This window comes from Fulvivirga sp. AWR4_260 (assembly GCF_056158185.1).
Window position 1 is genome coordinate 2579500 of record NZ_JBSWSU010000015.1, and the last position, 24620, is coordinate 2604119.

At 37.1% G+C, this 24620-nt stretch carries 25 protein-coding genes, 1 pseudogene and 1 riboswitch; of the genes and pseudogenes, 14 read left to right on the forward strand and 12 right to left on the reverse strand.

The genetic code is table 11. From position 1 onward, the window contains the following. Positions 1 to 3: 3 nt before the first annotated feature. From ACXACQ_RS17175 to ACXACQ_RS17230, 12 genes and pseudogenes are all read right to left on the reverse strand, one after another. Positions 4 to 2502 (reverse strand): TonB-dependent siderophore receptor, encoded by a 2499-nt coding sequence (locus ACXACQ_RS17175; RefSeq protein ID WP_474977199.1) that lies wholly within the window; start codon positions 2500 to 2502, stop codon positions 4 to 6. A gap of 4 nt (positions 2503 to 2506) precedes the next feature. Next, positions 2507 to 3199, reverse strand: coding sequence for an ABC transporter ATP-binding protein (locus ACXACQ_RS17180; RefSeq protein WP_474977200.1), 693 nt, complete (start codon positions 3197 to 3199; stop codon positions 2507 to 2509). A 95-nt stretch (positions 3200 to 3294) separates the two neighbouring features. Then, on the reverse strand, positions 3295 to 3618 hold the full coding sequence (locus ACXACQ_RS17185) for a hypothetical protein (RefSeq protein ID WP_474977201.1): 324 nt from the start codon (positions 3616 to 3618) through the stop codon (positions 3295 to 3297). A 107-nt stretch (positions 3619 to 3725) separates the two neighbouring features. Continuing rightward, positions 3726 to 4496 (reverse strand): DJ-1/PfpI family protein, encoded by a 771-nt coding sequence (locus ACXACQ_RS17190; protein ID WP_474977202.1) that lies wholly within the window; start codon positions 4494 to 4496, stop codon positions 3726 to 3728. A 55-nt stretch (positions 4497 to 4551) separates the two neighbouring features. Next, a complete protein-coding gene (locus tag ACXACQ_RS17195; RefSeq protein ID WP_474977203.1) occupies positions 4552 to 5580 on the reverse strand; it encodes a cytochrome-c peroxidase in 1029 nt (342 codons plus the stop codon). Between the two features lie 19 nt (positions 5581 to 5599). Continuing rightward, positions 5600 to 6403 (reverse strand): MbnP family protein, encoded by an 804-nt coding sequence (locus ACXACQ_RS17200; RefSeq protein ID WP_474977204.1) that lies wholly within the window; start codon positions 6401 to 6403, stop codon positions 5600 to 5602. A gap of 113 nt (positions 6404 to 6516) precedes the next feature. Further along, on the reverse strand, positions 6517 to 6816 hold the full coding sequence (locus ACXACQ_RS17205) for a hypothetical protein (RefSeq protein WP_474977205.1): 300 nt from the start codon (positions 6814 to 6816) through the stop codon (positions 6517 to 6519). A gap of 177 nt (positions 6817 to 6993) precedes the next feature. Then, a pseudogene (locus tag ACXACQ_RS17210) lies at positions 6994 to 7122 on the reverse strand (hypothetical protein); the annotation flags it as partial. Between the two features lie 205 nt (positions 7123 to 7327). After that, a complete protein-coding gene (locus tag ACXACQ_RS17215; RefSeq protein WP_474977206.1) occupies positions 7328 to 7735 on the reverse strand; it encodes an acyl-CoA thioesterase in 408 nt (135 codons plus the stop codon). Positions 7736 to 7742: 7 nt separating this feature from the next. Further along, entirely contained in the window at positions 7743 to 7982 is a 240-nt protein-coding gene (locus tag ACXACQ_RS17220) for a cysteine-rich CWC family protein (protein WP_474977207.1), read from the reverse strand. A 132-nt stretch (positions 7983 to 8114) separates the two neighbouring features. Beyond that, positions 8115 to 9608 carry a PepSY domain-containing protein gene (locus tag ACXACQ_RS17225; protein WP_474977208.1) on the reverse strand — a complete coding sequence of 498 codons (1494 nt, stop codon included), beginning with the start codon at positions 9606 to 9608 and terminating at the stop codon, positions 8115 to 8117. Beyond that, entirely contained in the window at positions 9609 to 11963 is a 2355-nt protein-coding gene (locus ACXACQ_RS17230; RefSeq protein ID WP_474977209.1) for a TonB-dependent siderophore receptor, read from the reverse strand. Between the two features lie 252 nt (positions 11964 to 12215). After that, a riboswitch (cobalamin riboswitch) is annotated at positions 12216 to 12401 on the reverse strand. A 377-nt stretch (positions 12402 to 12778) separates the two neighbouring features. Here ACXACQ_RS17230 and ACXACQ_RS17235 point away from each other — a divergent pair. From ACXACQ_RS17235 to ACXACQ_RS17300, 14 genes are all read left to right on the forward strand, one after another. Next, positions 12779 to 13753 (forward strand): dipeptidase, encoded by a 975-nt coding sequence (locus tag ACXACQ_RS17235; protein WP_474977210.1) that lies wholly within the window; start codon positions 12779 to 12781, stop codon positions 13751 to 13753. Between the two features lie 80 nt (positions 13754 to 13833). Then, positions 13834 to 14538: a hypothetical protein gene (locus tag ACXACQ_RS17240; protein WP_474977211.1), complete on the forward strand. Its 705-nt coding sequence runs from the start codon at positions 13834 to 13836 to the stop codon at positions 14536 to 14538. Position 14539: 1 nt separating this feature from the next. Beyond that, a complete protein-coding gene (locus tag ACXACQ_RS17245) occupies positions 14540 to 15409 on the forward strand; it encodes a hypothetical protein (protein WP_474977212.1) in 870 nt (289 codons plus the stop codon). 187 nt (positions 15410 to 15596) lie between these two features. Then, on the forward strand, positions 15597 to 16406 hold the full coding sequence (locus tag ACXACQ_RS17250; protein WP_474977213.1) for an oxidoreductase: 810 nt from the start codon (positions 15597 to 15599) through the stop codon (positions 16404 to 16406). A gap of 7 nt (positions 16407 to 16413) precedes the next feature. Then, complete coding sequence (locus ACXACQ_RS17255) at positions 16414 to 16983, forward strand: Crp/Fnr family transcriptional regulator (protein ID WP_474977214.1); 570 nt, start codon at positions 16414 to 16416, stop codon at positions 16981 to 16983. Between the two features lie 249 nt (positions 16984 to 17232). Then, the gene (locus tag ACXACQ_RS17260) at positions 17233 to 17976 is read left to right on the forward strand and encodes an SDR family oxidoreductase (protein ID WP_474977215.1); all 744 of its coding nucleotides are present in this window, start codon (positions 17233 to 17235) and stop codon (positions 17974 to 17976) included. 34 nt (positions 17977 to 18010) lie between these two features. Then, positions 18011 to 18265: an Atu4866 domain-containing protein gene (locus ACXACQ_RS17265; protein ID WP_474977216.1), complete on the forward strand. Its 255-nt coding sequence runs from the start codon at positions 18011 to 18013 to the stop codon at positions 18263 to 18265. 18 nt (positions 18266 to 18283) lie between these two features. Further along, positions 18284 to 19198 (forward strand): helix-turn-helix domain-containing protein, encoded by a 915-nt coding sequence (locus ACXACQ_RS17270; RefSeq protein WP_474977217.1) that lies wholly within the window; start codon positions 18284 to 18286, stop codon positions 19196 to 19198. Between the two features lie 139 nt (positions 19199 to 19337). Next, complete coding sequence (locus tag ACXACQ_RS17275; protein WP_474977218.1) at positions 19338 to 20255, forward strand: helix-turn-helix domain-containing protein; 918 nt, start codon at positions 19338 to 19340, stop codon at positions 20253 to 20255. Between the two features lie 98 nt (positions 20256 to 20353). Further along, positions 20354 to 21094: an SDR family oxidoreductase gene (locus ACXACQ_RS17280; protein WP_474977219.1), complete on the forward strand. Its 741-nt coding sequence runs from the start codon at positions 20354 to 20356 to the stop codon at positions 21092 to 21094. A 102-nt stretch (positions 21095 to 21196) separates the two neighbouring features. After that, positions 21197 to 21943 (forward strand): SDR family oxidoreductase, encoded by a 747-nt coding sequence (locus tag ACXACQ_RS17285; RefSeq protein ID WP_474977220.1) that lies wholly within the window; start codon positions 21197 to 21199, stop codon positions 21941 to 21943. An 18-nt stretch (positions 21944 to 21961) separates the two neighbouring features. Beyond that, a complete protein-coding gene (locus tag ACXACQ_RS17290; protein ID WP_474977221.1) occupies positions 21962 to 22708 on the forward strand; it encodes an SDR family oxidoreductase in 747 nt (248 codons plus the stop codon). A gap of 268 nt (positions 22709 to 22976) precedes the next feature. Beyond that, positions 22977 to 23366, forward strand: a complete 390-nt coding sequence (locus ACXACQ_RS17295) for a hypothetical protein (protein ID WP_474977222.1) — start codon at positions 22977 to 22979, stop codon at positions 23364 to 23366. A 161-nt stretch (positions 23367 to 23527) separates the two neighbouring features. Then, positions 23528 to 24619 carry an efflux RND transporter periplasmic adaptor subunit gene (locus ACXACQ_RS17300; protein WP_474977223.1) on the forward strand — a complete coding sequence of 364 codons (1092 nt, stop codon included), beginning with the start codon at positions 23528 to 23530 and terminating at the stop codon, positions 24617 to 24619. Position 24620: the final 1 nt, after the last annotated feature.

A 24620-nucleotide genomic window follows, 5' to 3' on the forward strand; every position in this document is an offset into this window, starting at 1 on the left:
TACTTAAAATTTATAAGTTACTGTTAGTAATGTATTTCTTGGTGTTCCAGGAAACAGTCTTGTGTAGTTGATGGCACCAAGCCAGTGCGTTTTATCCAAGACGTTGTTTACTTTAACCATTAGTTGAAGCTTGGAATTATCAGGTTGATAGTACACTGCAGCATCAAAAACAGTGAATGAAGGAACGATAAAATCACGGGTATACCATGGAATTCTGTCGCCACTATACTGCGCACCAAAGCCTACGCCCAGCCCCTTAAGCGGACTGTTACGACTAAAGTCATACCTCGCCCATAATGCGGCACTGTGTTCTGGGGTATTCTCTTTACGCTTACCCACAAGAGTCTCGTCAGTATCCTCCTTAATTTCAGCATGTATATAGCTGTAAGAGGCATTTATTCTCAAGTTTGGTAATAAATATCCTGACATATCCCATTCTATACCTCTACTTCTGTCCGCTCCGCGTTGTTCTAAAAAGTCAGGATCCTCAGTGGAAGGTACTAGAATATTTTCTTGATTAATCTCATATAGTGCCAAGTTCATGATTAAATCACCATTAAAGAAATTGGCCTTAGCACCTACCTCTTTAAGGTCACTAATAAGTGGATCAAACTGAGCTGCCGAATTTACTGCCCAGAAGAATGCTTGCGTACTCGGCATCACATCTACCGTATTGGATTGAGGCTGATACCCTTTTAAATAAGTAGCATACACATTAATTTTATTAGAAACAGCATAGCTTAACCCAACTCTTGGAATAAAAGCAGTGTTTTTATACGTTTGCTCATCTAATAATTTATAGTTAGTCACATCACTAAACCACTCATACCTTGCATTGAATAATGCTGTTAGCTTACCTACCTTCAGTTGCTCTTGCAGGTATACTGCATGTGTGGTAGATAAATTAGCGGGTATAGCATATACTGAATTAATGACGTATTCCTTAATATTCTTGATTGTATTAGACGGATTGCTGAGTATAAAATGTTCAACATTAGGTTGAGGCATTACTACACCATCAACTTCAATCATCTGATAATCAGCAGCGTTTTCTGGATCATAAGAATTAGTAGCAGTACCATCTTTTAGCAAATAACCTCTTGCGGCATTTTGACCACCTCCGTTGGTTCTTAACCAGCGGTGCAGATCATAGCCAGCAATTATCTGATGATCAAGAGTACCGGTTTTAGCACTGAACTTAAAATAAGCGTTTATATTATCTACATCCCAAAATTGCTGGCGCTCCGAATACCTCATCGCCACCAAATCATTGATAGGATTGCCTGCACTATCTACCGCAAACTTGTTTTCGGTACGGTGCTCTTGCAGATCTTCTCTCCAAGTTTGCTTCATGTAAGCACCATTAAAACTTACCTTATCAGAAAATTTCTTTGTAAGGGAAGTGGTCATTATCCACTGCTCTGACTTAAAATAGTCATTGGTGGCACCCATGTTTAGGTTTATGGGTGTGCTATTTAAACTAGTAACACCGGCTTCTGCTCCAAATATTGGTTGCCCTCTATCCAAATTACCTACATTGCTACTATAGATCATTTCTACATTTATAGCTGTATTCTCATCCGGAACGTAGCTAATAGAAGGAGAAATAAGTACAGCATTGTTGTTTACTAAGTCACGAAAAGACTCGGCTTTTTGAACTCCCGCGTTCAATCTATAGAGTATTTTACCCTCATCGTCTAAAGGACCGGTAAAATCCAAAGTACCTCTTAGCGTGCTAAAACTACCAACACTTAAGCTTACTTCTTTTCTATCTTCAGCCAGAGGCTTTTTTGTTACCATATTGATACTTCCGCCAGGATCTACACTGCTAAATGTGACCGCAGCAGGCCCTTTCAACACTTCAATACGCTCGATATTAGAAGTAATAGGCTGTAAGAAATAGTACTGTCTGGTTCGCATACCATTGAGAATTTGGCCTGACTCATTCTGGCTTATTCCTCTAATGTTAAAATGATTGTAAAAACTTGAGTTAGAAACCCCACTTACAGTTTTTACTGCATCGGCTAGTTGAAATGCTTGCGTATCATCAATAAACTCTTTAGTGATAGCCGCCAGTGCCTGGGGCAACTCCTGATTATTGATACCTGTTTTAGTTGCCGAAAATGAATAATCACTAGTATAGTTTTGCTGTACTCTACCTATGATCTCTACATTTTGCAACTCGTAACTTTTATCCTTTAATCTAATAGTGCCTAAGTCATAGCTTTCAGCATTGTTAAAATCATATGTTTGTCTGTGTACCTCAAACCCTAAGAAACTCAACTCTAATTCATAAGTTCCTCCTTCTTTAAGTACAATAGAAAATTGGCCTTCATTATCTGTAGCCACACCTTTTATTTTAAGCTCCTTCCTTAAAGAAACAGTAACACCCGTCAGTGCTTCTCCCTGCTGATCTTCGACCTTTCCACTTACTTCTATTTGAGCATAAGATTGAGTAAATAAGCCCATAAAGGCTATAAACAGTAAATGTTTAATCTTCATTTAATCAAATAGTTTTAAGATATAATTGTTGTAATTCTATAGCGCTAATACTTCCTGTTTTGGCAGCATGCACAAGTTGGCCTTCTTTCATAATACCAATGTTACTACCTACATTTACAGCATTAAAAATATCATGAGTGGCCATAAAAATGGATTTATTATCTGCCGCCAACTCACGGCATATGGAAGTAAACTCATCTGTAGCTTTTGGATCTAAACCAGAGGTAGGTTCGTCCATAAAAATCACTTGGGCATTTTTAGACAACGCTATGGCCACGCCCACCTTCTGACGCATACCTTTAGAATAAGAGCCCAATTTTTTATAATGGTCCTTTTCCTTTAAACCGGCTTTTAGCAACAAGTGGCGTAGCTCATCTTTTGAGTGTTTATGCCCAGAAAGACGACTAAAAAATTCCAAATTTTCAAGCCCATTCATGTTTCCATACAACTGCACCACCTCAGGAATATAGGCTATCAGGCTTTTGGTGTCTTTACCGGAGTTAACATCTATGCCATTGATTAATGCCTGCCCGCTAGTAGGCTTCAGCAATCCCAAAAACAGATTAATGGTGGTAGTTTTACCCGCGCCATTCTGGCCCAGCAAACAGTAAATTTCACCTGGTGCTACCGATAAATTTAAATTAATGAGCGCATCATGCTCACCATATTTTTTAGATAAGTTAATTGCTTCCAACATAGCTGGATAAATAATTAGATGTAAAAAATGTATATATGAACCCCTCTGTTAGCTGGATTCAATAGATTAGTTTATTTCAATATGTTTGTATACCCTTAGGTATAAGGAGGACCACGCAGCGGTAGGGTAACGGAGTAGAAATAGCTTATTGTGGTAAAATAAGGCTGCCATTCTGTATCCACAGATTCAAAAGCAGGCTCTGCAAACAACACCGGTAGTACATAATGCTGGTGCTGATAAACATGACAGAGCTCACAATCAACCCAACTTTGGTCATCAACTGAAAAGATGATTTCCTCTGTAAAGGTCCCGCTTTCTATAGATTGATGCTGAAAAAGGTGGAGAAAGAATACAAGCGGTAGCACCAGCAAATAGCCTGCTGCGGCACTACTCAATATTTGTATTCTACTCAATTTCATCTCGCAATGTTAGTTATAACATTGATTAAATGCAATTATGTTGCAATTAAATTGCTCCATACTCACCATGCCAAGCATATATAATCCAATGAGCATTTTGGTCCAAATTAAGGTCGCTGATATTTCATTCCATTAGGTGCTACCGGCCAGGGCTCTTTTTGGTGAAATGTATACTGCAATGCTCTACTGATCATGTTTTTTATTTTATCTCCACTGTGGAGAGATACAATATGCAATGCAGCATCGATGCCAGACGTTACACCAGAAGATGTTATTAAACTACCTTCATCAACAAACCGCACATCTTTCACCACTTCCACCTCAGGAAATAGACTAGCGTAATCATCAGCCACAAAAAAATGAGTTGTTGCCCTCTTGTGGTTGAGCTTACCTGTATTGGCCAGCAAATAAGAACCTGTACATATTGCCACGGTCTTGGCGTCAGCATTAGTATTACCCCAAGCATTAATGAAAGATTTTAATTTTAAATCAGTCATCAATGCATTGATGACCGGCATACTGGCACCAGGTATAATCAAATAATCTGCCGCAGGAGCATCTTCAAGGGTATAGTCAGCTTTTAGATGCAACAATTGGTTTTCTGTATTAATGTCTTTAGAATTTAACCCTATGGTAAAAATCTCATAACTGTTATTGGTAAGATTTTTAGCTTTAGAAAACACCTCCATAGGGCCTGCAAAGTCCTGAATTACCACATCTTGATATAGTAAAATGGCAATTTTAACTGTATCATGATGGGCTTGCTCCATGGACATTTTCATTAGTTTATCATGTGAGGGGCCATCTTGTGCATGCGATGGAATAATTACATTGAATAAGCTACTGCACATCAACAGCTTGATAAGTATTTGTTTCATTTTAAATATTTTTGGCCTTTATTAGGCATCGTTAAATCCTTGTAATGCTCATACATCAATATTTTATATCTACATCATTTAAAGTATGTAGAAATGCTATTATAGAGCGTTTTTGTTCTTTCGTAAATTGCATTCCATCCGCAGGAATGCTTATATCTAGCGTTGGGCTAACCACTATTCCTTCAGAATAATGGTTGATTACTTCTTCTAATGTACCCAACCTACCATCATGCATATAGGGGGCAGTATATGACAGGTTGCGCAACGATGGCGTTTTAAATTTTCCGTTATCCTGATCATTGAAAGTTATTCTTCCTCTGCCTAGCCCTTCCAACTCTGCTTCTCTGCTAAAAACGGAATCGAGTCCATTGTTATGAAAACTATAATCTGTAAAAAGATCAGTCTTATGACAAGGTGTGCAATGCTGGTGCACCAATTTTAATCCGTCTAACTCCTCCGCTGATAGTTCTACACCTTCATCTCTCACATACTGGTCATATTTAGCATTACCAGAAATAAGAGTTAGTTCAAACTGTGCTATAGCTCGAGCCACGTTCTGATAGGTTACCACACTATCTTCAAAAGCTTCTAAAAACAATGATTTATAGGTATCCTCTGATCGTAAGTAATCTACTATTTGAGCAATATCAGCATCCATTTCATTTTCATTGGTTAATGGACCAAACACCTGTGATTCCAGATTTTTAGCGCCACCATCCCAAAAGTAATTATTAGCCCAAGCCAAGTTGAAAAGGGCAGGAGAGTGCCTTAATAATGGTTTGCCACTAACGCCAGCCGTGGTTAACGCTTCTCCATCAGCAAAGGCCATTTCTGGCAGATGACAGGTAACACAAGCCACTTTTCCATTGCCTGATAGGTTAGTGTCAAAAAAGAGCATTTTACCTAAGGCTATACCTGCTGTGGTAGGCCGGTTCTCCTCATCAAGGGTTGGTGCTGGGAAATTTTTCGGTACTGGCAATTCAAAATCAGGTGAAGGTATGGGATCCATAACTTCATCTGATTCAGAATTACACCCCATCATCACCATGATAATAATGATGGGGATAATCTTATCGAAACGCATGTCTCAATGCTTCAACCGATTACTTCAAACTGTATGATAAACTATAATTATTGGCCAGTTGTGCCATATTTGTAGGCGTGGTAGCATTAATTATGAATACACCATCTTCATCCTTCTCCAAATTGGAAACAGACAAGCCCTCAAACAACTTATTTACATCACATTGAATATTGATGAAGGCATCAGCACTATCGCCTATTTTGAGAGGCTGAGACAATTCCATTTCTACAATTTTATACAGCTCGTTAGTACCAGTATCAAATTTAAAGGACACGGTATCGCTGTTTACAACTAATTCTCCATCGGCACGGCTAAACAAATAACTGGTATGCCACATCCAACTGCTGTTAGACATGTTTTGCAGCAGGCTTAACTCTCCGGCTGATCTGCTCAAATTATCATTGTAATATGCATCTACACCAATGGCAAATTGTATCTTATTGTAAACCCCTGGTGCTACAACCGCTATGTTGATTTGTTCTCTTATAGTATCGGGCAGCACTACATTACTATGAGCTACCTCGCCTTGAGCATGTTCAATCAAAAAATATGAATTAGGAATAGCCACTTGCTGGTCAGCCGTGTCTGTAAGTATTATATTAGACAACCAATACCTCAATTGGCTGAACATTACTTTTTCTCCATTTACATTAGTATATGTTTTGCCCAGCTCAAAATCCTCATTATCAAAAACATGGTTTACATTGAGACTCAATGATCCGGGATAAACAGGCACCTCTTTTTCTATAACCTGACTATCATCATCATTACAAGAGATTAAAAATAAAGCAAAGGCAAATAGGAGTATATATGAATATTTCATTTTGTATAAATAGTAGTATAACTGTATTGAAAAATTTAAATAAAAGCATGTATTGACCTTTCTCAATAAATCATATTGATAGCCAATTCAACTAAAACTAATAATGTAGTATACTACTGCTGCGGAGGGTGAAAGATAAGGCAGTGTGATAAAAATGAATATAAATTGAAGTAAGGGACTTGTTCTATCTCAAATAAATCACCTCTTAAATCATCTATAATATTTATAAATTCACTTTTTGTGAATAACACTTCTTTGAAAGAGAAAGACACTTTTAAAGGATCTTTTGATTGCCTTTGAGTTTCTTTCAAAGACTTCACCAAAATACATGAACCTTTACAGATAGATATCTTCTCAAATCTGTTTTCACATAAATTGCTTGCAATATATTCTTGCTGAATTTTAAAGGCCATATAGGTAATCGGTGCCCTAAAGCACTGTATACTGACCAGAGTCAGCAGTAAAAAAGATATACCTAATTGTTTCAAATTCATAATGGGGGCTAAGCTAGGCATAATTTATCTTATCTCTTTAGAAAAAAAGACTTAATGCATGTTAAGGTAGAAAACCCTTTTCCTTAACATAGTTTATTAATAGTCAATTGCTACATTTTTATGTAGTCTCATTTCTCTGGCTGCATTGACCATCTCCATAAGTGCTTCTTTAGTCTCTTTCCACTGACGGGTTTTCAGGCCACAATCGGGATTCACCCACAACTGGCCCTTTTAATACACAACTAAGTGCAACCTATTCTGGTCTGATATAGAAAAAAATAAAGAACTTTAGGAGTAATGCTAATGATTATTTCTTTGATTAAAACCATTAGTGCTTGCCTAGTTTAACCCACAAAATATGTTTGTTCATAATGGGATTTATTACAATAATATTTGGAGAGTTAACTAGTACCAATAGGGCATTATGAAATCATAAAACATCAATAATTTCCTTCGGGATTACAGGTATAGCATTTTTATTATCATCAATAGCTACAAAAGTAAATTCTCCGTTTATTGCCTTGTAACGCTCTTCAGAATACATTTCTTCAACAAAAATATCTACATTCACTTTTAAACTGGTATTACCTACTTCAGACACTTCCGCAGCTATTTCTATGATAGTGCCCGCAGGTATTGGCCTTTTAAAATCAATTCTATTACTACTAATGGTCACCATTTTTTTTCGACTAAAACGTGTGGCAGTAATAAACGCTACCTCATCCATTAACTGCATGGCCTTTCCTCCAAACAAGGTATCATAATGATTGGTGGTATTAGGAAATACAGCATTAAAAACACTTGTTTTTGAAGAGTTGATTCTGTCTTCTATATTCATAATAAATCTATTTATAATTGTTACCCAACAGTTTTTCTAACTTCTTTTTGTGTTGCATTACATTGTATTCGGTACGCAGTGCTTTCATGCAGTTGGCACATAAGCAATCATCATACTTAGCATTAAAGAAATTACTATGCTCTATACTAATTTCTACAGTGTTACATTGGCAACGAGAAACATCACCTACCTTACATTCAAACTCTTGATTACAGCTAGGGCAGTATTTTTGTTCGTGTTTGTACATCTTGTAGTTATTAAGGTTATCATTACTTTTTATATAATAATATAATTGATTATTTCCTCAACACCTCCTCATGTACTTATTCTTTAATATTTACAATTATTAATACAATAGGTATTTTCTAGCACCAAGAAGTCAGGTATTAAATTTTCGATGTCCTTTACTGAACTTCCTCAGCAACCATTTATATGTTAGCATACAACCTGTAAAGCTGGCCGCAGTTCCTCCAATCAGTAATATAAACATGATCACATCCCACAAAGGCCGCTTGTTATATAAAAAAGGAAAATCAAGGCTATGCAGGCCATGGTATAACCACCGGTTGAGACGGCTAGCAGCCTCATATCTTTTTAATACTCTGGCTCTTATTGTATCTATATAATAAGTTGTTTCATTAGCATCGGCCATGCGCACCTTTAGTACAGGCAAAGGCAGTTTGTGGTGCTTGTCGTAATAATAAGCATCATACTGAGTTAACAGCTGCACTGCTGCTACCATATCTTTTGGGTGCAATAGTTTTATTTGCTCTACCAACTGTGGCTGAGAAAAGCCATTTGTATTACTACTATCAAATACATAACAACCATAAGAGCTATTTTTTAAAGTGTACACGCCATATGCAATGCCTGCAAATTGCTTATAACTAACACTCACTATGGACTGAGATTCAATATTCAACCTTTGAGTATACGTCTCAGGACTTATGTTTCCTCCCTGCCAAATACTAGAAGCCTCACTATTCAATGCCAGAGAAGGACTCCAACTCATGGGGTTCATAGAGAATAGGCCACTTAGAATCCATGTAAATACAAAAACACCAAAAACAAACCCTGTATAGTGGTGCCATTTAAACCAAACTTTTTTGTACGGTGTAAAGTCCAAAGCATTTTTTCTTCTTTTTTTTACCCGGACTATCCCCATAAAAATTCCTGCTAAGCACATCAGCACGCCCAAGCCACTCAACACTATAATGGTGTTGCTCCATAGTTCGCCATGTATCCGTAAATCCTTAAAATAAATCCAATGCGGAATAGCCCCCAACCAAGCCCAAAACTTATCTGTGCTATCAAGCTTTTGGAATATCTCTCCAGTCACAGATGATACATAAAATACAGTATTGTTATTTTCAGTATCATAAACTTTATAAGCGGGGAGGTAGGGCAAAAATCTAGTCCGGGGAATCCACTGATCTAATTCATTAATCACCTCAACAGGACCTAACCCACTTGAATTCCCGTTATAACGATGAACAATTTCACGAGCCTCAGTTGCCGTAATGCCGTTAAATGTATCTCCAGAATCAGCATAGTAGCACATTAAATTACCTTCAGTATTAGTGAAAATATAAACTGGTCTTGCATTTACATTAACCAACTTTAACTCTCTCCATACCTTTCCTTCAAGGTGATGTCTGTTCGCTATTTCTTCTGGTGTTTGTAAAGTACTGCTCAAGTTGATAGACTCAGTTTTTGCATTGTACTCTTCCTCGTTTAAATAAGGAAAACTTTTATACATCATTACAAAACCTGAAAGAAACCACATTAAGAAAAGTAGGCTGAGTGCAAACCCAAGATACCGGTGAATGATGTACATCCACCGGGTGATCTTCTTTACAATTTTACCTTTCATTTATTTTATATTGTAGGCTACTGTTACTAAGAAATTTCTAGTAGCACCAGGAAAGAATTGATTACCATAAATGGCATCGTGATAATAAGCTTGATCAGTTATGTTATTTACATTTAACCTAATTTGACCATTGCCATAATTATAAAACACACTACCATCTAAAGTATAGTAGCCCTCTAGCAGGTACGCGTTATTAGAGTTGGTGTAATTTTCACCTGTATAACTGAAACCGGCACTCAGTCCTGCACCTTTTAATACTCCACGTTGTATTTGATAATTAGCCCATACATTGGCTAAGTGATCAGGAGCATAAGCAATGTCATTACCAGCGATAGGGTTATCATCGTTATTGTCGTAGCCTCTTACCTTAGCCTTATTGAATGCATAGCCCGCAGTAAGCTGTAAACCATCCACAGGATTAGCTATAATTTCAAGCTCCACACCTTTGGAGTCTGCCACACCTATCTGTCGGTAAACTCCGCCACCAAGGCCTTCTACTATGTTTTTCTTTTTAATATAATATCCAGAAACGGTAAGCTTCATTACTGAATTGAGATTTATTCTACTGCCAAGTTCAGCCTGAAATCCCTTTTCAGGGTCAAATACTTCGCCATCACCTGTTATTGTTCTCGATGGTTTAAAATAGGTAGAATAGCCGCTATAAAAAGATACATTGCTCAATGGCTGATACACTAATCCTGCTCTATATGTAAATGCACTAGATGGAATATCTGTTCTTTCTCCTTTTTCGGTTACATTTCTACCTTCATCTACCTGATCGGTATAGTAGGTACCTCTAAAAATATCATATCTTAAACCTATTAAAGCTTTCCAATGATTGCCCAAGTTCAACCAGTCTTGTAGGTAAAGTCCATGTACAGTTTCGTCTTTACCCTGAAAATTGGTATCTCTATAACCTAAAAACCCTTGATTAAGAATAGGGTTGTTAATGGCTACTGTTGTGTTTTTACCTGGCCCGAAGATATCGCCCCTATAAGTTTTACGGTCTAGTATACTCACCGAGTAACCTGCCAATAGTTTATGCTGAATTTTAGATGTATTAACATCATAAGTCAACTCTAGCTGATTTTGTAAAGGCTTGGTTCTATGATTGAAATAAAAAGGGAATGACCTTATTAAGCTATCTTGGGTGGCATTAATCGTGAGCTCTTCTGTAGAGAAATAATCGATATCATCCCAGTAATATGACAGGTGATCTGTTAACTTTAAGTTCTCGTTGATCTCTTTTGTGTAACGAACCTGAAAATCATATCTAGTATTATTTAAAAAATCTTGGGGGTCATTATATCTTGTATCTCTATCCATACTGGGTACAAGACTACCATCACTAAGTACAGGTATACCCGTGTCTGTATCGTAGTGATCCTTATTCAAGCCTACTCGAATATCCAAAACATCATTCTTTTCAGACTTGTATCTAAATGCCGTGTAAAAATTATTAGTACTGGTGCCAAAATCTCTGTATCCCTCTGTTTCGGACATACCAAAGTCTACTCTGTAAGACCATCGGTCAGTTAAAGGACCTCCTGCACCTGCTCGCATTCTCTTAGTATCAAAACTGCCATAAGAGGCTGAAAAATTTGCTTCAAACTGATCTGTAGGCTGATTTCTCACAATATTAATAACGCCTCCTAAGGCCGAGTGTCCAAATAATACCGAAGCGGGTCCTTTTAATACTTCTATACGTGACACATTAGCCAAGTTAGTGCTGGGCGCACTGGTAGAAATAGTATGTCTTTCATCACGTACACCATCTACTAACAAAACAAAATTGTTAAAACCTCGTATTCTGAAGGTTTGAAACCCTCCGTACCTATTGATAGGCCTTACTCCAGGCGTACTTTTTACTGCATCACCAAGATTATCTACACCTCTTTGCATAAGCATATTTTTGTCTATGCTATTAGCTGTAATTGGCAAATACTTCAGCGGTACATCTATCTTGTTTAAGCTTTCACTCACCCATTCTCTATTGCCTACTACTTGCACTTCGTCAAGGTTAGTAGCTTCCTCTTGTAACACCACTGAAATTACCACGGTATTATCGTCTACAATTTCTAAAGGTAGAGTAGTAGTTTTATAGCCAATACTAGAAGCCACTAGCTCATAACTTCCTTTTTTTATTTTGGGTATGGTAAATTTTCCTTCTGCATTGGTGGTGGCTCCTATATTTGTGTTTTTTACCCACAAACTAACAAAGGCCAGTGGCACACCTTGCGAATCAGCCACTTTGCCAGCAGCGCTCTGGGATTGTACAGATAAATGCACAAAAGAAAATAATAAAACGCCAAGAAGCGTTTTCCAGATGGTAGGGTTTGGTTTTAATAAATTCATAAATGTATTAATAAGTTCGGTTTTCTTTAACCACAACTCATGCATCAACATTACTACACATGGAATTTAAACCACGTGCAATCACGGTAAGCTTGAGTCTGCTTTAATAAGTCATTTATAAACTCTACTTTGCATTGATAAGCGGATGGTAAGGTAGGTAGGAGCAGGCATGCCACGTCAAAAGCTTATACACAGAATACCCCTGACTTGCATGCATCAAATCCTGACTTTATACTTCAAATCGCGAAAGCAAAGCCATCTCGGAATAAGGCAGGTCTCCTGACTTATAACAGCTTTTATCATCCTTCCCATTATAATAACAGTGGATATAATTATAATAAAAGCCTTAAAGTTAATTACAGTTGCGCGACAGCTCCGGATTTACACCGGATTCCCTTTTAATACATGTAGCATGCAACCATATTCCGTTTGACGAAATTATATATGATCTAAGTCGCGAACTTAAGCATTAATTAGTTGATTGCCATTATTTAAAATTAAAACAATGCTTATAGTTATATGTAGAACAGACCAATTAAAAGTGAAACGGTTTATTCGGGAGTGATAACATAATAAGAAGCTACTTGCATTTATCAATTCATCACAATGGATATGAAATTAAGTACTGAAGAATTTTAGGTGCAAAATACACCACTGCTAAAACGACCAATACATTTAGCTCTTATTCAGGCTCAAACATACTCATCTATAACTAATGGATGGCTCTCTCTGGAATAATTTTGGTACCTTAACAGTCAAGTTCCATACCCAAACTAATGACAAAGCTACTCGCTTAGTCCTAGCCAGATTAAACTATGAAAAAAACAATTATAGACCTCCATTGCGATTTATTAATTCATTTAACAAGACCTAATACAAGTATTGATGATAAAGCTTTGGGCTGTTCTGTTCCATACTTACAACAAGGGAATGTAAAATTACAAGTAATGGCCATTTTTACTCCTACACAGCCCAATAGCCATAAAACAGGTATTGAACAGAGTGAAATTTTTCATAATTTATGTTTAAATGAAAACCAACTATATGCTATACAAAAGCATCATTTAACAGACCTCAATAACAGCGAAGGTATAGGCATGATCGCTTCTATAGAAAATGCTTCGGCTTTTTGTGATGAGAACATTACGTTAGGTGAAGGTTTTAATAACCTGGAAACAATCAAGCAGAATGTAGGGAGTCTATTTTATATTGGCCTTACACATCATTTAGAAAATAGATTTGGCGGTGGTAATTACACCTCAATTGGTTTAAAAAATGATGGAAAAGCTTTAATTGACTATTTAGATAACAAAAATATTGCAATAGATTTTTCTCATACAAGCGATCAGCTGGCTCATGATATTCTCAACTATATAGGCAAGCATAACATCAATGTGCCCATTATTGCCAGCCACTCAAATTATAGGTCTATTTTTGATCATCCTCGCAACCTACCCGATGAAATAGCCCAAGAAATAATTAATAAACAGGGCTTAATTGGAGTGAATTTCTTGAGGGCTTTTGTGAATAACGATGAACCTGAAGCTCTTTACGAACATATAGATTATGGCTTAAAGCTTGGCGCTGAAAATGCTATCAGCTATGGCGCAGATTTTTTCCACCACAAAAACCACCCCGACAAAACAAGAATCCCATTTTTTTTCAAAGAACATGAAAACGCTAGTTGCTATCAAGCAATAAGCTCTGCGGTAGAAGCCAAATTCGGCACTGAAATATGTGACCGCATAGCCTATAAAAATGCGGTTAATTTCTTGACGAAGTTATTGTAGCGATAAGTTTAAAAGACATTACATAGCTCTAAATTTAAAATTTGTAACTATAACAGTATCTATATTTCAACCAGTATGCTATGACTGTTTTCTCTTACCATTTGCTACAAATTCCTTTTTTTTCCGCTCTAAAAAGGATCTGCTTTAATCCTATTTCTAGCGATACCAAAGGACTGATCCATTCAGAATACATGACGGCTATGACCTTAGGGGCACCCATTTTTTCTCCTTCAAGGGTTTTAATAGGCGAAGTAGCTCTTTTCATGCAATGGGAAAATGAAGACGCACTAGAAAACTATTTGAAAGTGGATTCATTTGGAAAAATTCTATCGGAAGGGTGGCAAGTACGCTTATCTTTTGTGCGAGAATGGGGAAAATTTAGTGGGTTCAACATTCCAGAGCACAAAAACCATATAGAAAGCGCTAATTCTCCAGTGGTGGCCGTGACCATTGCCAGAATGAAACCTTTGGCAGTGCCTAGGTTTATCCATTGGGGAAGGCCAGTAGAAAAACTGGTTAGAGATCACCCGGGCACCACACTTTCACTTGCCTCTGTGAAATTTCCCAACACCGTATCTACCTTTTCTATATGGAAAACTGAAAAAGAAATGACAGATATGGTACGAGGCCACAGCCCAGTAGAAAAACCAAAAAGACATTCTAACGCCATGAAGGAAAGAGATAGAAAGGATTTTCATTTTGAATTTACCACATTAAGGTTTAAACCCATTGGGGAGTTTGGCCAGTGGAAAGGCCAATCAAATTTTGTTCCTAACGTTTCATAATATGGCCATAGCCTCCAAAAACCAAAGCATACAAGATTGGATAACGCAGCAATGGGTTATCCTTTTTGGAGAAAAGATACAATCCCCTATAGATCAATGGCTGTTAGGCCCCTTTGGAACAACAAATGGCATAGGAGTGAAATTTATAAAACAATTAGCTAAAGATGAAAATCTGTTCATTGCTCCGCAAAGGCAAGATCAGGGTTTAATTGAATCAATAGACCAACTCAATTTACCCGCTAATGAACTAGAGAAATTATCTCCTAAAGTCATTGATTTTTATCAAAACACATCCAATTATGATTTATCGCTTAAAGCAAAATGGAATCCTATTTTCAAAGTTTTCGGCATTTTAATTAAAAGAATCTTTAGCAATAGAATTGAACAGCTTAACGTACCAATTGACGACATAGAAAATGCATCAGGACTTACCAACGACATAATAAAATTACTAGATTCCAAAACCCAAGAAGTGCAACGAACCATTTGGTTTAGAAGCCTTAAATCAACGGGTCAGGTTGTATATTCAGGAGTGTATAGCGTTTGTACTATTTCAAATGGCCAAACTTGTATCAAAGCTGTATTTCCATTACCCAATGGCAATGCCACGGTCATTTTAAAGCCTGAGGTTGCAGATAATGGAGCACTTATATTAGATTCATCAGGGCGAAAAATTGGAGACAGTGGGTTTTACTTCACCCTTAGAGATTCAAAAGGTCAGTTATGGACTAAGTTTATCCGCTCTTTCAAAGACAAATTAGTTGTGACTAGCCAAAATAATAACATTACAGCTACACAAACATTAACTTTATGGAATATGAAAGTACTCCGATTTGACTATGATATAAAAAAACTCATCTCAGATGAATAACCTCACATAATTCCCGCCACACTAAAAAGGCTGTTGACATCTTTTCCCTAAAGCCATCATTCCCCAAGGGTAAGTGGCTAGTGAAAGGGATAATATTTGCTAGTGAAATTTGCTTTTTGTCAAATGGCAAATGATTTCAATTCTATAAGCATCAATTTTACCATTGTAAATTTAATCGTAATAAGTAATGGTAAAAACAGTATTAGTAACAGGCGCATCTGCAGGAATAGGCAAAGCTACCGCAATTTATTTAGCCCAAAACGGGTACAATGTATATGGAGCAGCTCGTAGAAAAGAAAAATTAAACGAGCTGACCAAGCATGGAGTAAAGCCTATAGTATTAGATGTAACTAACGATGAAAGCATGGTCACTTGCATAAATGATATTTTCAATGAAGCAGAAAAAATTGATATTTTAGTCAATAGCGCGGGCTTAGGCTCTTATGGAGCTTTAGAAGATGTATCCATGACAGAAGCTAAAAATCAATTGGATATTAATTTATTTGGCAGCGCCCGTTTAGCACAGTTGGTTTTACCAAAAATGAGGGCACACAAATACGGAAAAATCATTAATATATCATCGATAGGAGGCAAGGTGGGTTTACCACTAGGCAATTGGTATCATGCCAGCAAGTTTGCCATAGAAGGTTTGAGCGACTGCCTTCGTTTAGAATTAAAACAATTTGATATTGATGTAATTGTAATTGAACCAGGAGGAACCAAATCAGAAATGATAGGCAACGGCACCGATGATTTGATGAGGGTATCAGGAAAAACAGTATATCAACATTTGGCAAAAAATGTGGCAAAAGCATATGCAGAAACTGCCAAGCAATCCATTGAGCCTATTGCTATTGCAAAGCTTATAAAAAAAGGAATAGAGGCTAAAAAACCTAAAGCCCGCTATGCCGCGAGCAACGCCAAACCATTTCTATTTATGCGTAAAATCTTATCTGACCGCATATTTGACAAAATGGTGATGAGCCAAATGAAATAAATGCCATATGGAGAACATTATTGACTATTTATTACGGTTCGGAAACTTAAACCAGCAGCAAATTGAATATATCATCAGCAAACTTGTTTTCAAACAAATAAGCAAAGATGAATACTATCAAGAAGCCGGCAAAACGCCCAAAGAGATTATATTTCTGCTCGAAGGTATAATGAGAGTGTGCTATTTTAACAACAAAGGCAATGAAGTGACCAAATACTTTTTTGATGAAAACAATTTTATCGTTGACATCAATAGTTATAATCAAGGGATTCCTGCTACTGAATACATTCAAGCCATAACCGACTGTAAATATATAGCTTTGTCAAAGGACACAATGAATGATCTTTCCATGACCATTATTGAATGGGACAATATAATTGCCAAGATCACGGCCAAATCATTAGCCGAAAAAGTGAATAAAATAAGTCCTATGATGACCGAAGATGCCACAGAACGTTACCTGTCCTTCTTTGATAAGTTTCCTAAGCTGGCCAATAGAATTCCTCTTTCTTATTTGGCTTCTTACTTAGGCATTACTCAATCTTCATTAAGTAGAATCAGGAAAAAACTGAGCTAAGTAATTTTATAAACACTACATTTCAGGAGAGTGGCTATGTATCAGCGCATATGCAACAGAGTAAACTAATGAAAAGTATGATTCCGATAGTTTTCTGTAATTACAACATAAAGTAAATAAGTGGCATGTTATAATTTGAATTTATTATTCACTCACGATTTGGATACATCCAACACGGGTTGAGCCACACTTTTGATTCTGCCTTACCTCACTTTTGCATTATCATTTTTAACATAAAATCAAAAAAAGATGGAAAATGTAAAAGGTAAAGTAGTGGCGATTACAGGAGCTAGCAGTGGTATAGGTGAGGCTATTGCCAGACATTTAGCTTCCTTAGGAGCTAAAGTGGTATTAGGAGCAAGAAGAACTGTAAACCTGGAGGTAATTGCTAATTCGATCCAAGAAAATGGTGGAGAAGCAGTTTATACTAGTTTGGATGTGACTCAGCCAGATAATGTAAAGGCATTTGTAGATTATGCTATTGAAAAGTACGGCACGTTAGATGTATTTGTTAACAATGCCGGACTTATGCCCTTATCTATGATCAATAATTACAAAATAGCAGAGTGGCACCAGATGATAGATGTAAATGTAAAAGGTGTATTGCATGGTATTGCAGCGGCACTTCCTGTATTTGAATCAAAAGACAGCGGGCAGTTTGTTAATATCACTTCTGTAGGTGATCGTTGGGTAGGGCCTACTTCTACAGTTTATAGTGCTACTAAGTTTGCGGTAAGAGCCATTTCAGATGGTCTTAGGCAAGAGGTTAGTAGAAATATACGCGTAGCTTTAGTGGCTCCGGGAGCTACAGAATCAGAGCTGCCCAATACCATATCAGATCCGGAATTAAAGAAAATGGCTATCGAAACGTTCCGAAAGGATACTATTCCAGGTTTGGCAATAGCTAAGGCCGTTGCCTTTGCCATAGCTCAACCTACTGATGTAGATGTGAATGAATTAGTGGTGAGACCTACGGCTCAAAAAGCACTTTAAGTTGAAGCTTGATTTCAAGTAAAAATTAAAGTCAATGGAAAAAACAATAGAAGAAACCAAAAAGTATATAGGTATTTGGGTAACTGAAGATGGGCATATCCGTCATGAATTGTTACCAACAATGAGATACGATGAAGCTCGTGGCTCTAGAAAAAGTGCTTATCAGGGAAGTTACAAAGTGTCAGGGAATCACATCGATTATAAAGATGACACTGGGTTTACCGCTGATGGAGAGTTTAAAAGTGGAATATTATACCATGGCGGTATGATATTCTACAAAGAGGTTTAAATTTATGCTTTAGTATCTATGGAAAAGACATTTCGTTTCAACTCTATATCAGAGTTTCATCAATTTTGCGACCTGCCAGCGGCTGAGCATCCATTAATAAGTCTGATTGATTATAGTAAGGTACAATACCCTGTTAATGATCATGAACTACAGTGGATACAAAGCTTCTACTCAGTTGGGTTGAAGCGAAATGTTAATGCCAAATTCAATTACGGGCAGCAATCTTACGATTTTGATGCCGGGGTGCTCACTTTTGTATCGCCATTGCAGTTTCTCAAAATTGAGATAAACCCTAAAGTGGAAGTTGAGCCATCCGGATGGTTATTACTTATTCATCCTGATTTTCTATTCGGTACTGCTTTGGCAAAGAAAATGAAGTCATATGATTTCTTTCAATATGCCGCTAATGAGGCACTGTTCCTTTCTGAGAAGGAGGAGGCAGTTATTGTAGAGATTCTTAAGAATATAGAACGGGAATATCAATCCAATATAGATCGTTTTAGTCAGGAGCTGATTGTTGCACAATTGGAAATGTTGCTGATCTATTCTGAGCGATTTTATGAACGCCAATTTATAACTCGTAAGAAAAATAATGTGGAGTTAGTGGCTAGGTTTGAACAAGTGCTGTCTGGTTACTTTGATAGAGATATATCAGTACAAAATGGTATTCCTTCTGTTAACATGATTGCCTCAGAACTTAATATCTCAGCTAATTATCTGGGCAGTGTTTTAAGAATGTATACCAAACAGAATACGCAACAGCACATACAGAATAAAATAATAGAGAAGGCCAAAGAAAAGCTCTCACTTTCCAGCCTAAGCGTAAGCGAGATTGCTTACGAACTAGGTTTCGAACATTCGCAGTCACTGAGTAAATTGTTCAAAAAAATTACCGGACAAACTCCACTAGAATTTCGTAAATCCTTCAAATAGCTTAGGCAATAGATGGCTGCCCAAGGTTACAACTTTAATTTAACTAAAGGCGATAATCAAACAAAACCTACTATTAAGCCTAGTGAAATTAATTTGTTAAATTCGCTTTTCCTAAGTTAACCACTTCCAAAACCAATCTATGGATCTTAATAGTATAGAGAATCTACACGAGTTCTACGATAAAATGGGGATTACGGAAACTCCAAATAACTCAGTAAATGGATTTACGATACATCATGTTCAAGATTCTATTAGAGAATTACCATATCGTACTCAAAGTTTTAGACCCAACTACTACAATTTTCTGTTTAGCAAAGACGGAGATGGAAGCTACACCATAGATGACCATGCTTTTCCGGTTAAAAACAGAACCGTATATTTCACTAACCCTGGTAACTTCAGAACCTTTGAATGGACACGCCTTTCCGATGCCCGCCTCATTACTTTTGATGAGGCTTTTCTCAAGGAATATACGGATAGCGACATCTTTGAAAAATTTCCTTACCTACTAACAGAAACCGTACGCCCGCGGGTTTTAACCCAAGATCAATTTGCAAGAGTAGAGCGCCTTTACAATCTCATAGAACAAGAGTTTTTAACTCCTACGGCTGTTCAAAAAAAAGTGATTGGCAGCTTGCTTGTAGCGTTATTATGGATCATAAAAGAATATTGCTATTTAGACTATAACCCTATTTATGAAGGTAACCGTAGCTCTCAAATAGTAAAAAATTTCAAATTAAATGTAGAACATTATTTTAAGGCCGTGTTGGAAGGCACCATGGAGCAGCCCATGCGTGTACAATATTTTGCTGATCAGCAAAACCTCCATGTAAATTACCTCTCCAATGTTATTAGTAATAAAACCGGAAAGTCTATGCTCCATTGGATCAACGAAAAAGCCATTTCTACAGCAAAAATACTTTTGCAAAACCCTTCGCTAAGTATCAAAGAAATATCCAACCAAATGGGATTCTTAGAAAGTGCTCACTTCAGTAATTACTTTAAAAAGCAAAGTGGCGAAAGCCCTGCTAGCTATCGTAAAAAGTATCTTTTTTAGCCCACCTTAGATATTTGCAACTCTTCCTTAACTATTCGCATCAGCCATGCAGTAAGTGATTCTCATCTTTGTACCATCAAATTTTAATAACAACAAAGATGAGTACACTAACAGAAAAAGTAGCCGTAGTAACCGGTTCTTCAAAAGGAATAGGTGCAGCCATTGCACTAAGACTAGCACAAGCAGGAGCAAAAGTTGTAATCAATTATAATGGAAATAAAGAAGCGGCAGAAGAAGTGCTTACTGCCATACAAGAAAAAGGTGGTGAAGCTAAAGTTATTCAGGCCGATGTAAGCAAAAAAGCTGACGTAACTCGCCTATTTGACGAAACCATTAGCCATTTTGGTAAAGTAGATATTTGGGTTAATAATGCTGGTGTTATGCTCAATGCCATGGTTAAAGACTTAAGCGATGAACAGCTAGAAAAACAAATCGATATTAATTTTAAAGGAGTATTTTATGCTTTGCAAGAGGCTGCTACCAAATTAGCCGATAATGGAAGCATCATTAATCTATCTTCAACCGTTACACGCACTATTTTCCCGACCTACGGAGTTTATTCTGCTACCAAAGCCGCTGTAGAACAACTTTCTAAAGTATTCGCTAAAGAAATAGGAGCAAGAGGTGTAAATGTTAACTGTGTGTTGCCTGGCCCTACAGGTACAGATTTATTCCTTCAAGGAAAGTCAGAAGAACTGATAGCACAGATAGCCTCTAACAATGCATTCAAGCGTTTGGGTACTCCTGAAGAAATAGCACAAGTGGTAACATTTTTAGCTACAGACGAAGCCAAATGGATTTCTGGCCAAAGCATCGGGGCTAATGCAGCTATGGCCTAATTTACTGTTTAGCTGCAAAAACATTCCATACTTACCTTCTCAAGCAACTAGTCTTATACCAAGCTGTTGCTTGAGAACCATTTCACCATAAAGTCAATTAATATGAATACACTACAAAATAAAGTAGCCATCATCACTGGATCTAGCCGAGGATTAGGTAAAGCTATTGCAGAAAGGTACGCTTCTTTAGGAGCCAACATAGTACTAAATTACACAAATAATAAAACTGCAGCAGAAGAGGTTTTGAAAGCCATAAAGGCTAAAAACGTTGAGGCTATTGCTGTGAAAGCAGATGTTAGCAAGCCAGAAGAGGTTAAACAATTATTTCAGGAAGCAAAAGCTACTTTTAAGCAAATCGATATTGTAGTGGCTAATGCAGGCGTAGAGCTTGTAGATGTACCGGTAGATGACATTACTGAAGAACAGTTTGAAAAGCTCTTTAGCATTAATACTAAAGGTACATTTTTCACCTTGCAAGAGGCGGCAAAGCACGTAGCAGATGGCGGACGCATCATCAATGTATCTTCTAGCACCACGGTTTATCCTTTTGAGGGCGTAGCACTTTATGGTGGAAGTAAAACGGCACCTAAATATTTTGTAGAAGTTTTAGCAAAGGAAATTGGACACCGTGGCATTACGGTAAACTCCATTATACCATATGCCGTTAGCGATGCCGGCATCTTTACAGATCATAACGAACCATCTATCAAATGGCTAATAGAAGCCAATCCTATGAAAAGAATGGCTCATGTAGATGATGTAGCCAATGTAGCAGAATTCTTTGCCAGCGACCTATCTTCATTTGTTAATGGCCAACACTTATTAGTAAACGGAGGCGCTAGTCATTAATATCTAAACTTTCTAGAAATGAAGATCAAAAATAACACTGTACTTGTAACAGGAGGCGGTAGTGGAATAGGACTAGAAATAGCTAGATATTTTTACAATCGTGGTAATGAAGTGATAATTTGCGGCAGAAGGGCAGAGGCACTCAGTGAAGCCAAGGAAGCTATGCCTAACTTGCACACCTTCGTTTGTGATTTAAGTAAGGCCGAGGCACGCCAGCAGTTGGCCGAAAAAATAAGAGTAGAATATCCTCAACTCAATATTTTGGTTAATAATGCAGGCATGCAACAATTCATTAATTTCAATGAATTGAGCTCTACAAACTGGAAAAATTTTCAGGGAGAAATAAAGATTAACCTAGAAGCACCTATTCACCTCACTGCTTTACTATTAAGCCACTTGCAGCAAAAACCTCATGCAACAATTATAAACGTTACCTCCGGTCTGGCCTTTGTCCCATATGCCGCGGTTCCTGTTTATAGCGCTACAAAAGCAGGCATACATTCTTTCACCTTATCATTAAGACATCAACTAACTGATTCGGGCATTGATGTACTCGAAATTATACCTCCTGCTGTAAATACAGATTTAGGAGGCAAAGGATTACATACTTACGGTGTAGACGTAAAGGAATTTACTATTTCGGTAATGGATAGATTAGCCAAAGGCGAAAAAGAAGTAGGGTATGGAAGTGCAGAAGAGGTTAGGTTCTTTGGTAAAGCAGAAAGCGAAATACGTTTCAAAATAATGAATGGCCATAAAGCTTAGCCAATTTCATAAAATATTGAAACACCAAAACTCATTCAAATTTTATCAAGAGTTTCTTTATTGATTCTCTTGATAAATGAGAATACACTTACAGTAAAACACACCTTTTTCAGCTTATTACTACACATTAATCATTTCCTCAGGCCGCAATATTTTTTTCGCTTCCTTATTGTATCAGCCAATTTCCATGTCATTAATATTATTATTTAGCAATGGAAATAATATATACACTTTAAAAAGTTAAATACTATCACTATTATTGCTGTTGATGAGGTTAATAAGAAAATACATAGGGTTACGACTTTTGGGCATTGCTATGGCACTGCACATACTTAACCTTAGTGTAGATGCACCTGATCCGGATCCTGAATATCTGCCTGAAAACTTAGCCATTAACGAAATGGAGAGTATCGTGGAGATTGTACTAGAGCAGATATTGAACATTGAAGATGCCATACCTGAACTTGATGATGATGACTCTAGTCGTTCTATCTTACTTAAATCAGACTGCAAGCCCGTTTACTTTCAATCAGAGGTAGGCATAAACTTTCTGGTAGGCTGCATAGGCACTTCTCTCTATAGCAAACATTTTAGCTATAACGATCCTTACAGGCAGCAATATCACCCTGAAATAATCCCTCCACCACCCAAAGCTTAGTTCTTCATATTCAGTTTGAAACTTTCTTAGCAGTTACTTTTTAAAACAGCTTGGCACTGCTATGCAAATTCCTCAAACTCTACCGACCTAATTATTTAAATAATTAAGGTCCCACAAATCATTGGGTGCTACCCATAACCATATTTATAAAATACATTTTAATGAAGAACTTAATAATACTTCTAGGTATAGGAGCTATGGTACAGCTTATGTGCTCTTGCTCTACAAAAACCGCAGAAAAAGCACTGGAGACCTACAAGGTAATCACTCCACTAATAACAGATACGGCCTACACACGCAATTATGTAGCGGAAATAAATGCCAAACAAAATGTGGAAATAAGATCACGGATAGATGGTTTTATTGAAAACATCTATGTAGACGAAGGCCAAACGGTAAAGCAAGGTCAGAAACTTTTTACCATCAAAAACCCTCAATTTATTCAGGATCTAAAAAGTGCCAAAGCGGCAACTAAAAGCCTGCTTGCCGAATTAAATGCTATAGAAATAGAAAGGAAGGGTTCAAAAAAATTATTAGATAAAAATTATATCTCAGAAGCAGAATATTCTCTAATAATAGCTAAAAAAGAAGCCGTAGAGGCTCAATTAGAAGAAGCTCAAGTTCTGGAAGAACAAGCCCATTTAAAATTGTCATTTATTGATATTAAAGCCCCATTTGGCGGAATATTGAATAGAATTCCTAATAAAGTTGGCAGCTTGGTAGCAGAAGGCACACTACTCACCACTATTTCTAACAACAGTGAAATGATGGCCTATTACAATGTGTCAGAAACGGACTACTTAGACTTTGTAAATAATCATCATGCACAATCAAACGAAGTAGATTTAATCTTGGCCAACGGCAAATTATATCCTTACAAAGGAAGAATTGAAACCACAGAAAGTGAATTTGATAAAACTACTGGCACCATTGCCTTTAGAGCCAAGTTTCCTAACCCTGACCAATTATTAAAACATGGCGCTACAGGAAAAATACAAGTGACCTACCCGCTAAAACAGGTAATGTTAATACCTCAGCAAGCCACTTTTGACAGGCAAGAAAATTTATGTGTATACCAGCTAGACAAAAACAATATCCTACATGTAAAACATATTTCTTCCAGTTTACGACTGCCTCACTGTTTTGTGGTAAGTACAGGTATAACACCACAAGACAAAATAGTGTATGAGGGACTCCAGCAGTTAAGGGAAGGCGACAAGATCAACCCCGAATTAGCATCTTTTAATCCATAAC

What these genes read in the sequence shown, in the direction of transcription:
- ACXACQ_RS17175 (WP_474977199.1), bottom strand. Translation starts at nt 2,502, where the DNA reads ATGAAGATTAAACATTTACTGTTTATAGCCTTTATGGGCTTATTTACT.
- ACXACQ_RS17180 (WP_474977200.1), bottom strand. Translation starts at nt 3,199, where the DNA reads ATGTTGGAAGCAATTAACTTATCTAAAAAATATGGTGAGCATGATGCG.
- ACXACQ_RS17185 (WP_474977201.1), bottom strand. Translation starts at nt 3,618, where the DNA reads ATGAAATTGAGTAGAATACAAATATTGAGTAGTGCCGCAGCAGGCTAT.
- ACXACQ_RS17190 (WP_474977202.1), bottom strand. Translation starts at nt 4,496, where the DNA reads ATGAAACAAATACTTATCAAGCTGTTGATGTGCAGTAGCTTATTCAAT.
- ACXACQ_RS17195 (WP_474977203.1), bottom strand. Translation starts at nt 5,580, where the DNA reads ATGCGTTTCGATAAGATTATCCCCATCATTATTATCATGGTGATGATG.
- ACXACQ_RS17200 (WP_474977204.1), bottom strand. Translation starts at nt 6,403, where the DNA reads ATGAAATATTCATATATACTCCTATTTGCCTTTGCTTTATTTTTAATC.
- ACXACQ_RS17205 (WP_474977205.1), bottom strand. Translation starts at nt 6,816, where the DNA reads ATGGCCTTTAAAATTCAGCAAGAATATATTGCAAGCAATTTATGTGAA.
- ACXACQ_RS17215 (WP_474977206.1), bottom strand. Translation starts at nt 7,735, where the DNA reads ATGAATATAGAAGACAGAATCAACTCTTCAAAAACAAGTGTTTTTAAT.
- ACXACQ_RS17220 (WP_474977207.1), bottom strand. Translation starts at nt 7,982, where the DNA reads ATGTACAAACACGAACAAAAATACTGCCCTAGCTGTAATCAAGAGTTT.
- ACXACQ_RS17225 (WP_474977208.1), bottom strand. Translation starts at nt 9,608, where the DNA reads ATGAAAGGTAAAATTGTAAAGAAGATCACCCGGTGGATGTACATCATT.
- ACXACQ_RS17230 (WP_474977209.1), bottom strand. Translation starts at nt 11,963, where the DNA reads ATGAATTTATTAAAACCAAACCCTACCATCTGGAAAACGCTTCTTGGC.
- ACXACQ_RS17235 (WP_474977210.1), top strand. Translation starts at nt 12,779, where the DNA reads ATGAAAAAAACAATTATAGACCTCCATTGCGATTTATTAATTCATTTA.
- ACXACQ_RS17240 (WP_474977211.1), top strand. Translation starts at nt 13,834, where the DNA reads ATGACTGTTTTCTCTTACCATTTGCTACAAATTCCTTTTTTTTCCGCT.
- ACXACQ_RS17245 (WP_474977212.1), top strand. Translation starts at nt 14,540, where the DNA reads ATGGCCATAGCCTCCAAAAACCAAAGCATACAAGATTGGATAACGCAG.
- ACXACQ_RS17250 (WP_474977213.1), top strand. Translation starts at nt 15,597, where the DNA reads ATGGTAAAAACAGTATTAGTAACAGGCGCATCTGCAGGAATAGGCAAA.
- ACXACQ_RS17255 (WP_474977214.1), top strand. Translation starts at nt 16,414, where the DNA reads ATGGAGAACATTATTGACTATTTATTACGGTTCGGAAACTTAAACCAG.
- ACXACQ_RS17260 (WP_474977215.1), top strand. Translation starts at nt 17,233, where the DNA reads ATGGAAAATGTAAAAGGTAAAGTAGTGGCGATTACAGGAGCTAGCAGT.
- ACXACQ_RS17265 (WP_474977216.1), top strand. Translation starts at nt 18,011, where the DNA reads ATGGAAAAAACAATAGAAGAAACCAAAAAGTATATAGGTATTTGGGTA.
- ACXACQ_RS17270 (WP_474977217.1), top strand. Translation starts at nt 18,284, where the DNA reads ATGGAAAAGACATTTCGTTTCAACTCTATATCAGAGTTTCATCAATTT.
- ACXACQ_RS17275 (WP_474977218.1), top strand. Translation starts at nt 19,338, where the DNA reads ATGGATCTTAATAGTATAGAGAATCTACACGAGTTCTACGATAAAATG.
- ACXACQ_RS17280 (WP_474977219.1), top strand. Translation starts at nt 20,354, where the DNA reads ATGAGTACACTAACAGAAAAAGTAGCCGTAGTAACCGGTTCTTCAAAA.
- ACXACQ_RS17285 (WP_474977220.1), top strand. Translation starts at nt 21,197, where the DNA reads ATGAATACACTACAAAATAAAGTAGCCATCATCACTGGATCTAGCCGA.
- ACXACQ_RS17290 (WP_474977221.1), top strand. Translation starts at nt 21,962, where the DNA reads ATGAAGATCAAAAATAACACTGTACTTGTAACAGGAGGCGGTAGTGGA.
- ACXACQ_RS17295 (WP_474977222.1), top strand. Translation starts at nt 22,977, where the DNA reads ATGAGGTTAATAAGAAAATACATAGGGTTACGACTTTTGGGCATTGCT.
- ACXACQ_RS17300 (WP_474977223.1), top strand. Translation starts at nt 23,528, where the DNA reads ATGAAGAACTTAATAATACTTCTAGGTATAGGAGCTATGGTACAGCTT.